The following is a 12,362-nucleotide window of genomic DNA, read 5'->3' on the forward strand; positions in this document are numbered from 1 at the left end:
AAATGCTAATTTTGTCTAGATTTTCTCTTTCTTATTGATGAACTGACCAATCACAACTAACAATAAAGAAAGCACAATCATAATGGTGGCTAATGCATTCACTTCTGGGGTTACGCCAGTTTTTACCAAGGAATAGATTTTCAATGGTAAAATTTCATAGCTTGCACCGCTGACGAAAGAAGAAACAACCACATCATCTAATGATAATGTGAAACTTAACAACCAGCCTGAGATAATGGCAGGTAACGCTAATGGTAAAATAATTTTACGTAAAATAGTGACTTCACTTGCACCAAGATCACGAGCTGCTTCAAGCATACGTAAATCGAAACCTTTTAAGCGAGAGAAGACACTGACCACCACATAAGGCAAACAGAACGTAATATGTGCTAATAATAACGACCAAAAACCTAAGGAAATACCCACCATCATAAATAACGCTAACAATGAAACCGCCATGACAATATCAGGTGACATCATTACTACAAATAACATACCGCTCACAGCTTGTTTGCCACGGAATTTATAGCGATATAAGGCAATAGCGGTTAAGCTGCCAATAATGGTAGCAAAAGTTGCGCCGACCACCGCAATCACCACCGAATGAATCGCTGCTTGAATCAGTGTATCATTGTTAAATAAACGCTCATACCAGTTCCAAGTAAACCCTTTCCAACTTAAACCATAACGGTCGCCGTTGAATGAGTTACCGACTAAAATCACGATGGGGATATATAAATAGGCATATACCACCAACATAAAACCACTACGCAGGATACGACCCATTATTCTAACTCCACTTTCTTATTCAGTAATTTATTCGCTTTGTAGTAAACGAAAATTAATAATGCCATTAAAATGGTTAAGCCAATACTAATTGCTGAACCAAATGGCCAGTTACGCGAAATTAAGAATTCACTCTTAATTACGTTACCTACTAACAAGACTTTCGCCCCGCCTAATAAGTCGGCGACATAGAACATACCCATCGCTGGCAACAATACCAATAAACAACCAGAGACAATACCCGGCATGGTTAATGGAATAATGATCTTAATAAAACGCTGTACCGTGTTAGCACCTAAATCTTTGGCAGCTTCTAATAAACGAAGATCTAATTTTTCAATAGATGAATAGAGTGGCAAAATCATAAAAGGTAATAGCAAATAGACTAAGCCGATGATAACGGCTACTTCCGTATTAAGAATACGAATAGGTTCGTTAATAATACCAATGGATAATAAGAAGTTATTTAAAATCCCTTTTACCCCAAGAAACACTTTCATGCCGTAAATACGAATCAGTGAGTTGGTCCAAAATGGTAACACCAGTAGGAATAATAAAAACGGACGGTATTTTTCGTTGATTTTTGTCATGATAAAAGCGAATGGATAACCAATCAGCAGACATAAAATCGTAGCAATGCCCGACATATATAAGGAATTCCATACCACGGTGCCATATAATGGCTCAAATAAGCGTGTGTAATTCTCGAAAGTAAATGGTAGCGCATAGAAATTGCTGGCATCTTTACTGAGAAAGCTGACAATAAACACCAAGAAATTAGGTGCAAAAACAAAGAAAATAAGCCAAGCAAAAATAATGCCGACAGTCACTTTCTGGAATTTATTGGTTGTCATTTTCATCATTCAATACCACTTCCCATTTTTCAATCCAAGTGACCGCCACTTTTTGATCTAATGAGTGATCGATATTCGGGTCGTCTTCGTTAAAGAATTCGCTAACCAGCACCATTTTTCCGTTATGTTCTAGTTCCACGGTAGATTCAAGGGTCATACCTTTGTAATTACGTTCACGAATATATCCAATAATCGCACTTGATTGTTCATTATCATCAAGTTCTTCTAATAATACATCTTCAGGACGTAATAATACTTTTAATTTTTGACCCTCATGAACTTGTTGTTCAACATAAATATCGCAAATACGACCTTCCACATTGGCTTTAACACGTTGCTCATCAACACGGTGTAATACCACCGCATCAAAAATATTGATTTCACCGATAAATTTCGCCACGAATAAATTACTCGGTTCTTCGTAAATTTCACGTGGTGAACCATCTTGCTCAATATTCCCTGTTTTCAATACGATAATACGATCTGACATGGTTAAGGCTTCTTCTTGATCGTGGGTCACGAAAATAAAAGTAATGCCTAATTGACGTTGAAGCGATTTTAATTCATTTTGCATTTGTTTACGCAATTTGTAATCCAACGCCGATAAAGATTCGTCTAGTAATAACACTTTCGGTTTATTAACCACCGCACGAGCAATAGCAATACGTTGTTGTTGACCGCCTGAAAGTTGGCTTGGTTTACGTTCCGCCATATCTTCTAATTGTACCATACGCAAAGCATCCAGTACTCTGGGCTTAATTTCCACTTCGGGTACTTTTTGCATACGTAATCCAAATGCCACATTGTCAAAAATCGTCATATGTGGGAAGAGAGCATAACTTTGGAATACCGTATTCACATGGCGATGTTCTGCTGGAATATTAGTCACATCTTCGCCATCAAGAATAATTTGACCGCCGTTAACTTCTTCAAAACCTGCAATCAAGCGTAAAACGGTAGTTTTGCCACAGCCGGAAGGCCCTAAAATGGTCACAAATTCACCATTATTAATGGTTAAATTGAAGTCTTTGATAATGGTGTTATCACCATAGGATTTAGTAAGAGAGCGCAGCTCAACGATAGGTTTAGTCGTTTTTTCCACTAGCTTTGGTTTTCTCCCTGAAAAACGAATATGGAGTTTAGTTAAATAGAAGTACCACACTTACTTAACGACAAGTAAGTACCGAATTTTTAAACGCTTATAATATAGCTATTGTTAGCTAATGAAAAGGGAATAATGTCTTTTTAGCCAAATTTTTTTATTTATAAAGATGTAAATGCGCAAAAATTGATTTAGATAAAACTTCGGGTATAAATTTTAGAAAAAAATTGCATTGAAAATTTTGTTTTTGCATAATTAAACAAAGGGTTAAAAGGAGAATACCATGTCAACGTATGAACGTAATTACTTACTTGAACGATTTTTGAATTATGTTTCTTTTGATACGCAAGCTAAAATCGGTGCAAAGTATTCACCTAGCTCACCGGGTCAATTGAAATTAGCTAAATATTTAGCACAAGAATTACAAGCATTGGGGCTAAAAGAGATTAATCTTTCACCAAATGGCATTTTAACCGCTTATTTACCAAGTAATGTGATGAATGCACCTACTATCGGTTTAATTGCACATTTAGATACATCACCAGATTGTAGTGGCAAAAATGTCAATCCCGAAGTGATTGTAAATTATCGTGGGGGAGATATTGCCTTAGGTTTAGGGGAACAATTTATTAGTCCAGTGATGTTCCCTTTTATGCATCAGTTAATTGGCAAAACATTGATTGTGACGGATGGCACAACCTTATTAGGGGCAGATAATAAATCTGGCATTGCGGAAATTATGACCGCACTTTCTATACTAAAAAACAGCGAACAAGCCCACTGTAATATTCGTGTCGCGTTTACGCCAGATGAAGAAATCGGCTTAGGAATGCAATTTTTCCAGATAGATAAATTTCCTTGTGACTGGGCATATACCATTGATGGTGGAGCCGTAGGTGAACTGGAATATGAAAACTTTAATGCGGGTGGTGCCACGGTGACAATTTTTGGCAACGGCATTCATCCCGGTTATGCTAAAGATAAAATGATTAATGCGTTAACCTTAGCTTGTGAGTTTCAACAACTATTACCTACTGATGAGGTACCAGAAAAAACCGCCGATAAACAAGGCTTTTTCCATTTAAATCGTTTCGTGGGTGATATTAATAAAGTGGAACTGCATTATTTAATTAGAGATTTTGATAGTGACAACTTTGAGCAACGTAAAACGTTCTTAATTAATGCGGTAGCGCAATTTAATCAACAAAAAGATCTGCATAAGCCGATTCAACTTGAGCTGCAAGATAGTTATAAAAATATGTATAACTGTATCCGTCAAGTACCACAATCTATTGCTTTGGCAGATCGAGCGATGCGTGAATGTGGCATTACACCAAATCATAAACCAATTCGTGGCGGGACTGATGGTGCTTGGTTAGCGGAGCAAGGATTGGCTTGTCCAAATATCTTCACCGGCGGTTATAATTTTCATAGTATTCATGAACTGATTAGTCTTGAAGGCATGGAAAGTGCGGTGCAAGTGATTTTGAAAATTGTGGAGTTAGCTGTAGAAAAAGATTAAAAAAATACCGCACTTTAAGCGACAGATCACAGAGAATCAATAAAGTGCGGTATTTTTATGCCTTAAATTCGTTGCACTAAAGAATGAAAATATCCTTGCTGTTGGTATAATTCAGTATAATTTCCTTGTTCTACAAGTTCAGCATTATCAATCATTACAATATTATCAAATTGCTCAATAGCGGTTAACCGGTGGGTCACCATTATTAAGGTCTTATTTTGACAATGTTGTAAAATTAGTTTTAATACTTGACGTTCAGTTTCGCGATCTAAGCCCTCGGTGGGTTCATCTAATAATAAAATTGGTGCATCACTCAATAAAATTCTCGCCAAGCCTAAACGGCGTTGTTCACCGCCTGAAAGAGGGCGACCACCATCACCTAACCATTGATCTAAACCTTGTTCTGCTAAGTTTGGTAAGCCAACTTGCGTCAACACATTCATTATTTTTTTATCAGAAAGAGGTGTTGTCGTGGCAAATTGCAAATTGTTACGTAAACTGTCACTGAAAATATGTACCCGTTGAGTTAAAAAGCAAATTTGTTGGCGTAGGGTGCTTTCACGGTAAGCGGAAAGCTGTTTGTCGCCGAAATGAATTTCGCCTAATATGGGGTCATAGTTTCTTACTAAAAGCTGTAACAGCGTAGATTTACCACTGCCAGTTTTGCCTAAAATCGCCACTTTTTGTTTGGGTTTAATCTGTAAATTCACCTGTTTTAAGGCAATATCTTGCCGTTCAGGATAACGAAAGCTGATATTTTTAAGATCAAATAAAATATTGGAAAAATTCACCGCAGTTTCTGTTCCATCAAATTGTACCAGCGGTGCTTGGTCGATAATTTCGCTGACACGTTGAGCAGATGAAATCACTTGTCCGATATGCAAGAATGCTGCGCCTAACGGCATTAAAATCTCAAAAGAGGCTAATGCGGATAGGGTAAATAAGCCAATAAATGCAAGACGATATTCTTCAATAGCAAATTCAATGTTAGATGAAATCCATAAAGTCAACACCACTAATAAGCCATTGGCAAACATTAAAACGGAGGTGGAAAATCCGGATAAATTACTTTCACGTTGTTGATAATTCTGCCATTGTTGTTCTGTTTGATTTAATTTTTGTTGCAGATTATCTTGCGCATTAAACAGCAATAATTCTGCTTGAGCTTGGATAAATTCGACAAAGTGCATACGATATAGCGAGCGAGATTGGGTGAGTTTATTACCAAAAGTTAAACCTAAAAAATAAAATACCATTGGAATAATCAATAATAAAATCAACAGGATTGCACCAATTAATAAGGCGAGTGAAAGATTAAATAAACTCAGTGCCAACGTCATCATGCCAATTACGGTAATGGCACTAATAAAAGGTGCAATTAAGCGTAAATACAGGCTATCAAGCGTATCCACATCTGCCACCAAACGGTTGAGTAAATCACTGTTACGATAACGATTTAATACCGCTGGGGAAAGTGGAATAATTTTGCTGAATACCTGAACACGTAATTTAGCCAAAATACGGAAAGTGGCATCGTGAGTCACAATTTTTTCAGCATAACGCATTGCGGTGCGACCAATCGCTAAACCGCGTACACTTGATGATGGATAAAAATAGTTAAATAACGCTCCAGCCCCTGCAATGGCAGTAGCCGATAAAAACCAGCCTGATAGCGTGAGCAAGCCAATACTGCAAGCAAGCCCGCCAATCATCAACACCACACCTAAAAACAGCGGAAATTTTGCCTGTTTAAATAAGGGTAAAAAAGGAAGTAGTGAACGCATATTTTCTCTCTTATTGTACGTCTTGATGACGTTGGGCTAAAAGTTCAGCAAAATAACCTTGCTGTTGCAACTGTTCGAAGTGTCCTTGTTGCACCAGTTGCCCCTGTTGCATCACCAAAATCTGATCACATTGCTTTAAATCTTCAATACGATGGGTGATCATCAAGGTGGTTTGGGCTTGATTAATTTGGGTTAATGCTGTCAACACTTGCGTTTCAGATTTAGCATCTAAGCTGGCTGTTGGTTCATCTAATAACAACAAATTACCTTGACGCAATAAGGCTCGAGCAATCGCTAAGCGTTGGGCTTGTCCTACCGATATACCCACACCGCCATCTTTAATTTCTGCATTTAAGCCAATATGATGGGTAAATTCTTTGGCGTTAGCTTGGCTTAATGCTATATCAATTTGTTCGTCCGAGGCTTGAATATCACCGAGTAACAGATTTTCTTTAATCGTGCCTTGCAATAACAACGGATTTTGCCCGACCCATGCAATTTGTTTTCGCCATTGGGTAAGATCGGCTTGATTGAGTTCTATACCATTAATTTTTAGGCTACCTTGATAAGGCAAGAAACCGAGTAATACATTGATTAATGAGGTTTTTCCTGCTCCGCTTTGTCCCACCAACGCTGTATGAGATTGTTTAGCTAAATGAAAATTAAGCGGTTGAGTGAGTGTTTTGCCTTGCGGTGACAAGACCACCAAATTTTCTGCCACAATTTCCACCGCACTTTGATTGGGAATGTGCTGGTCGTGATCAGGTTGTACCGTTTGATAGTCAGTTTCAATAAATTCTGCAATAGCATCCGCTGCCCCAATAGCGGCGGCTCGGTCGTGATAATACACACCAAGATCACGTAACGGTTGATAAAATTCAGGGGCGAGAATTAAACAGAAAAAGCCTGCAAATAGGGTAATTCCAGTGTTATCACTAAAACTGCCAAAGTCAATTTGTCCGAGATAACTAAAACCAAAATACACCGCAACAATGGCAATGGAAATAGAGGTAAAAAATTCTAACACGGCAGACGATAAAAAGGCCATTTTTAACACATCCATGGTGCTAATGCGATAATCTTCAGTGGATTTTTCAATATACTCGGTTTGTTCTTCTGCACGATTAAATAAGCGTAGCGTTTCTAGCCCACGTAAGCGGTCGAGAAATTGCCCGCTTAATTTGGCTAGGATTGCCATATTTTGCTGATTTTTATCCGATGCTGCTAAACCGACTAAAATCATAAAAACAGGAATGAGTGGAGCGGTGAATAAGAGAATTAAACCAGCCACCCAATTAAGCGGAAAAACAGCAATTAAAATAATAACGGGAACAATCGCTGACAGCATTTGTTGCGGTAAATAACGAGCATAAAAATTATGTAGATTTTCCACTTGTTCCAACATTAAACTTGCCCAGCTACCAGCTGGCTTGCCATTAATTGTGGCTGGACCAACAGAATGGATTTTATCTAAAATTTGTTGACGAATAATATTGCGTAATTGCCGACCACAGTTAAAGCCGATTCTTTCACGCAGATATAAGATCAATGCTCGCAATGCAAAACCAACAATCAAACCGATAAAATAGGGCAAGAGTTCCGATCGTGGCGTTTGTTGCATAATAAAATGATGCAAAAGACTCGCCAGCAACCAAGTTTGTCCCACTAAAATCAAAGATGATAAAGTTGCAAGTCCCACATTTAGGGTTAATAATTTTTTTATCGGTTTCTGTTGTTGTCGCAACCATTTAAACAGATATTTTTGACGTTGTTTTTCCATTTTTTATAAAATTTTAGGGGCGAACAAATGTTCGCCCGAAATTACTCAAAGTTTAAAGGTTGGATAAATCCACTTAACATACTATTCTAATGCATCCAAAAAACGTTCCGCATCTAATGCTGCCATACAGCCCGTTCCAGCAGAAGTGATTGCTTGACGATAATTATGATCCATCACATCACCTGCAGCAAAAACACCTTCTACACTAGTTGCCGTAGCATTGCCATCTAAGCCTGATTTCACCACAATATAGCCGTTATTCAGGGTTAACTGATCTTTAAAAATCTCTGTATTTGGTGCGTGACCAATCGCTACAAATACCCCATCAACCTTTAATTCTTCGGTGTTGTCTGATTGCGTATCTTTCAAGCGAACACCCGTTACGCCAGTATTATCGCCCAATACTTCATCTAAAGTGCGGTGTATATGCAGAATAATTTTGCCTTCTTCCACTTTTTTGTATAAACGGTCAATTAGGATTTTTTCCGCACGGAAACTATCACGACGGTGAATTAAATGCACTTCGCTGGCAATATTGGCTAAATATAAGGCTTCTTCCACCGCCGTATTGCCCCCACCAATCACGGCAACCGGTTTGTTACGATAAAAGAAACCATCGCAGGTGGCACAAGCCGATACACCACGTCCTTTAAACGCTTCTTCGGATGGCAATCCAAGATAACGAGCGGAGGCTCCAGTAGCAATAATTAAGGCATCGCAAGAGAAAGTTTGCACATCACCATAAAGTTTAAATGGGCGATGAGATAAATCTACTGTGGCAATATTATCAAAGATAATTTCTGTATCAAATTTTTCCGCATGTTGCAACATACGTTGCATTAGTTCTGGACCAGTGGTATCGCCAAAATCACCCGGCCAGTTCTCAATTTCCGTTGTTGTGGTGAGTTGACCACCTTGTTGTAAACCGGTCACTAAAACGGGTTTCAAGTTAGCACGAGCCGCATAAATTGCCGCTGTGTAACCAGCAGGACCTGAACCTAAAATTAATAATTTACTGTGTTTAATTTCTGACATAATAACTCCGTTTATTTATAAAGCTTGTTCATTATAACAAATTTTTTTAATATAATAGCGAATAAATCAATCGGCGATACTTATTAGCTATAGGATCACTGCCTAGTGCTGCAATAATTTCCAAAAATAGTCTTTTTACTTCCCCGTTTTCTGCACTCAAATCTTGTCGCAAAATGCTAAATAATAACTCTAATGCTTGTTCATTTCGGTTAGCCTGATGAAGTTGTACCGCTAATTTTAACGCAATATCAGGATGTGGATTCTGTGCATAATCTTGTTGTAATTGCTGGATTTCTGGCGTGTCGGCAGCTTTGATTAATAAATCAATTTGAGCTTGCAAGCCTTGCCAGCGACTATCACGATCTTGTAAGGGGATTTTATTCAAAATCTCTTGTGCGGGTTCGGTTTTTTTCATGGTAATATAGGTTTCCGCATAGAGTAGGGCTATATCACTATTTTTTTGTTCTGATGCTTGCCATGCTTCTTTTAATAAGGGTAAGGCGGCTTCATAGTTTTCAGCCTGTAAGAAATCCAATGCCAAATTAAATTTAATTTCTTCTTCTTTGGGTAAAATCAAGGCTAAATGTTGTTCAAGTTGATCTTCTGGCAATGCTGTTTGGAAAGCATCTACTGCTTGTGCTTCTTTAAATAAATAAGTGGTTGGCAAGGCTTGAATACCAAATTGCATCACAACTTGTTGTTCTGTTTCACAGTTGACTTTAGCGAGTAAAAATTGCCCTTGGTATTTATCTGCATAACGGGTTAAAAGTGCGGTGAAATTTAACGAAGTTTCGTGGCTTGGAGCATAAAATACCAAAACTAATGGTGTTTGTTGGGAAAGTTGTAACGTTTCTGTAATATTTTGTTGATTAATTTCAATAATATAGTCTTGCATATTGTTTCCTTATAAAAAATTCCACGATAAATTTGACACTAAACGGCAATGATCACATTTAAAATAAAACACGTCTGCAATGGGGGTATTTAACCGCCATTCACCACCACAACAGGGGCAACAACGTTGTTGTTCAGCACTCAAATTATCACCCCCGATACGGTAAAGATAATAGTAGGTTGGCACGCCTGAAACCTGTTCCACTTCTTGACATAATGCCCGACCGTGTTTACTTAAATGGCTATTAATATCTGAAATTTCAAGTAGGGCAGATTTTTCTAATACTGAACCATTCATCTGCAACTGATCGCAGGCTTGCCAATCTTCCAACCATTTAATTAAATCAAGACTTAAGTGCGGTTGGTTTTGAGCGATTTTATACAGTGGAATTGGGGCAAGATTATCGCCATTCACCACAGGTGAGCTAGAGCGTAAATAAGTGGTGTAAAGCACTTGCCATGTTGGATCGTTTTGGTTGGTTTGATCTGACATTAAATCGTCTGCCACAATCTGAAAACTTTGCAAAAAAACACCGCACTTTTGCAAATTTTCAAGGCAACGATTAACTTCGCTGTTGTTATGTTCAGGTAATAGGCTATGTTGTTCAGGGCAAATAACTTTGAGCCCAAAGCCTTGCTGGTCTTCTTGTTCTGCTTGAAACACAGGAATTTCCCGCCCGAGAATTTGCCCGTTATACCGCCACTCGTCAATTAATTCACCCAGTAGAATAAATTGCTGTTGATGATATTCGGGTTGTTGGTTTTGTAAAAAGATGTCGATAAGGTACATTTTTGCTAAAAATTTAATTAAAATAGCGGTTATGTTACCTTAATTTGAGATTGAGATCGAGAACAACAGTCCCTATAATAAGTTATGTTGATAAAACAACTAGGTAAACTAAAATGAAACCTTCCGAAATTCTAAATCAAAACAGAACAAAAGTAAGACAAATTTTTTCCACTTATCCTAAATTAAAAAATTTAAGGGTATTTGGATCCGTTGCTCGTGGTGAAGATACAGAAAATAGTGATATTGATTTTTTAGTAGAAGTTTTACCTGGTTCAAGTTTGTTTGATATTGGGGGGTTATGCTCTGATTTACAAGAAGTGTTTGGTGAGAATTTTGATTTAATGGAAGAAAGTAGTTTACCTTTGAAATTTAAAGAAAAAGTATTACGAGAAGCGATTTCAGTATGAATAGATTATTGAGCTATATAAACGATTTGCAATGCTATGCGGAAGAAGCCTTGTTATTTATAGAGGGGATGACGGAAGCGGATTTTTTAAAAGATCGCAAAACACAGCAAGCAGTTACCCTTAATCTGATCACTTTAGGCGAAATTAGCACTACATTAAAACAAAAGGAACCTGATTTTTTGTTATTGACAGATTTTATTCCATGGAAAGATATTGCAGGAATGCGACATAGGTTAGTTCATGGTTATAATGAAATTGATCCTTTGTTAGTATGGGAAACGTTAAATCATCAAGTGCCAAAATTGCTTGAGCAGATTCCTAGACTAGTAGATTTGGTCAATCAAGGAAAATGAATAAATGGCTCAACTCTTACATCACAAAACCAAAATCCATTTACGCAATTTACAAAAAATCCTACAAGAACTAGACCTATGGCAAACGGTGCCACCGTCTAAACAAGCCTTTGCCAGTCAAGAGCCTTTTGCCATTGACTATATGCAAGCTCACGAATGGTTACAGTGGATTTTTATCCCGAGAATGTGGGCGTTATTAGAAAGTGGGGCAGTGTTGCCGAGCAAAATTGCAATTTCACCTTATGTGGAAGAAGCGTTAAAAGAGCAAGAGCGGTTAGGCGAATTGTTAAGACCGATCATTGAAATTGAAAAGCTGTTAAGCCAATGCTAGAAATCTTATATCAAGATGAATATTTAGTTGCCGTGAATAAACCTGCGGGAATGTTGGTACACCGCAGTTGGTTAGATAGGTATGAAACGCAGTTTGTGATGCAAACCTTGCGAGATCAAATTGGTCAACATGTTTTTCCGATTCATCGCTTGGATCGTCCTACGTCGGGTGTATTGTTATTCGCCTTAAATAGTGACATCGCCAATTTGATGTGTCAGCAATTTGAAAATAAAACCGTACAGAAAAGCTATTTAGCGGTGGTGCGTGGTTATTTAACAGGGGAAGAACGCATTGATTATCCACTTAAAATTCAATTAGATAAAATTGCGGATAAATTTGCTCAAGAGAATAAAGAACCACAATCGGCAATCACGGATTATCAAGGCTTAAAAACGGTTGAAATGCCTTATGCGGTAGGAAAATATCAAACGGCTCGTTATTCGTTGGTGCGTTTAACCCCACAAACAGGGCGAAAACATCAGTTACGCCGTCACATGAAGCATGTTTTTCACCCAATTTTAGGTGATACCCAATATGGTGATTTACACCAAAATCGGGCGTTGGCAGAAAAAACAGGCGTCAGTCGGTTGATGTTACATGCTGAAAAACTTGAATTTAGTCACTCTGTCACAAATGAGTTAGTTCAGGTGAAAGCAGGGTTAGATGAACAATGGAAAACCCTGTTTGAAATATTTAAATGGTAATATGATGATGAATGAAAGGA

13 protein-coding genes are annotated in these 12,362 nt (G+C 37.9%); 5 read left to right on the forward strand and 8 right to left on the reverse strand.

What is annotated here, in order from left to right; genetic code table 11:
- Positions 1–15: 15 nt before the first annotated feature.
- The 3 genes from potC to potA are packed head-to-tail and all read right to left on the reverse strand — an operon-like array spanning position 16 to position 2,742.
- Positions 16–786, reverse strand: a complete 771-nt coding sequence (gene potC, locus E0709_RS09210; protein WP_132300479.1) for a spermidine/putrescine ABC transporter permease PotC — start codon at positions 784–786, stop codon at positions 16–18.
- Entirely contained in the window at positions 786–1,646 is an 861-nt protein-coding gene (potB, locus tag E0709_RS09215) for a spermidine/putrescine ABC transporter permease PotB (RefSeq protein WP_132301074.1), read from the reverse strand. The genes potC and potB overlap by 1 nt, the downstream gene beginning before the upstream one ends.
- Positions 1,627–2,742, reverse strand: a complete 1,116-nt coding sequence (potA, locus tag E0709_RS09220; RefSeq protein ID WP_165867202.1) for a spermidine/putrescine ABC transporter ATP-binding protein PotA — start codon at positions 2,740–2,742, stop codon at positions 1,627–1,629. The genes potB and potA overlap by 20 nt, the downstream gene beginning before the upstream one ends.
- Positions 2,743–3,025: 283 nt before the next feature.
- On the opposite strand from potA, the gene pepT reads away from it, so the two are divergent.
- Complete coding sequence (gene pepT, locus E0709_RS09225) at positions 3,026–4,264, forward strand: peptidase T (protein WP_132300476.1); 1,239 nt, start codon at positions 3,026–3,028, stop codon at positions 4,262–4,264.
- Between the two features lie 62 nt (positions 4,265–4,326).
- Here pepT and cydC read toward each other — a convergent pair whose 3' ends face one another.
- The 5 genes from cydC to E0709_RS09250 form a co-directional block, all read right to left on the reverse strand.
- Positions 4,327–6,048 carry a heme ABC transporter ATP-binding protein/permease CydC gene (cydC, locus tag E0709_RS09230; protein ID WP_132300474.1) on the reverse strand — a complete coding sequence of 574 codons (1,722 nt, stop codon included), beginning with the start codon at positions 6,046–6,048 and terminating at the stop codon, positions 4,327–4,329.
- A gap of 10 nt (positions 6,049–6,058) precedes the next feature.
- Complete coding sequence (gene cydD / locus E0709_RS09235) at positions 6,059–7,828, reverse strand: heme ABC transporter permease/ATP-binding protein CydD (protein WP_132300472.1); 1,770 nt, start codon at positions 7,826–7,828, stop codon at positions 6,059–6,061.
- Between the two features lie 81 nt (positions 7,829–7,909).
- Positions 7,910–8,863 carry a thioredoxin-disulfide reductase gene (gene trxB, locus E0709_RS09240; RefSeq protein WP_132300470.1) on the reverse strand — a complete coding sequence of 318 codons (954 nt, stop codon included), beginning with the start codon at positions 8,861–8,863 and terminating at the stop codon, positions 7,910–7,912.
- Between the two features lie 46 nt (positions 8,864–8,909).
- Positions 8,910–9,758: a co-chaperone YbbN gene (locus E0709_RS09245; protein WP_132300468.1), complete on the reverse strand. Its 849-nt coding sequence runs from the start codon at positions 9,756–9,758 to the stop codon at positions 8,910–8,912.
- A gap of 9 nt (positions 9,759–9,767) precedes the next feature.
- Complete coding sequence (locus tag E0709_RS09250; RefSeq protein ID WP_132300466.1) at positions 9,768–10,547, reverse strand: Zn-ribbon-containing protein; 780 nt, start codon at positions 10,545–10,547, stop codon at positions 9,768–9,770.
- A 113-nt stretch (positions 10,548–10,660) separates the two neighbouring features.
- On the opposite strand from E0709_RS09250, the gene E0709_RS09255 reads away from it, so the two are divergent.
- Genes E0709_RS09255 through truC form a run of 4 tightly spaced genes read left to right on the forward strand, consistent with a single transcriptional unit; the run spans position 10,661 to position 12,342 of the window.
- Positions 10,661–10,954, forward strand: a complete 294-nt coding sequence (locus E0709_RS09255; RefSeq protein ID WP_132300464.1) for a nucleotidyltransferase family protein — start codon at positions 10,661–10,663, stop codon at positions 10,952–10,954.
- Positions 10,951–11,307 (forward strand): HepT-like ribonuclease domain-containing protein, encoded by a 357-nt coding sequence (locus tag E0709_RS09260; protein WP_132300462.1) that lies wholly within the window; start codon positions 10,951–10,953, stop codon positions 11,305–11,307. Before E0709_RS09255 ends, E0709_RS09260 begins: the two co-directional genes overlap by 4 nt.
- 4 nt (positions 11,308–11,311) lie before the next feature.
- On the forward strand, positions 11,312–11,638 hold the full coding sequence (locus E0709_RS09265) for a YqcC family protein (RefSeq protein WP_132300460.1): 327 nt from the start codon (positions 11,312–11,314) through the stop codon (positions 11,636–11,638).
- Positions 11,632–12,342, forward strand: a complete 711-nt coding sequence (gene truC, locus E0709_RS09270) for a tRNA pseudouridine(65) synthase TruC (RefSeq protein ID WP_132300458.1) — start codon at positions 11,632–11,634, stop codon at positions 12,340–12,342. Before E0709_RS09265 ends, truC begins: the two co-directional genes overlap by 7 nt.
- The last annotated feature ends 20 nt before the right edge of the window (positions 12,343–12,362 follow it).

It is taken from the genome of Lonepinella koalarum (assembly GCF_004565475.1).
GTDB classification, from domain to species: Bacteria; Pseudomonadota; Gammaproteobacteria; order Enterobacterales; family Pasteurellaceae; genus Lonepinella; species Lonepinella koalarum.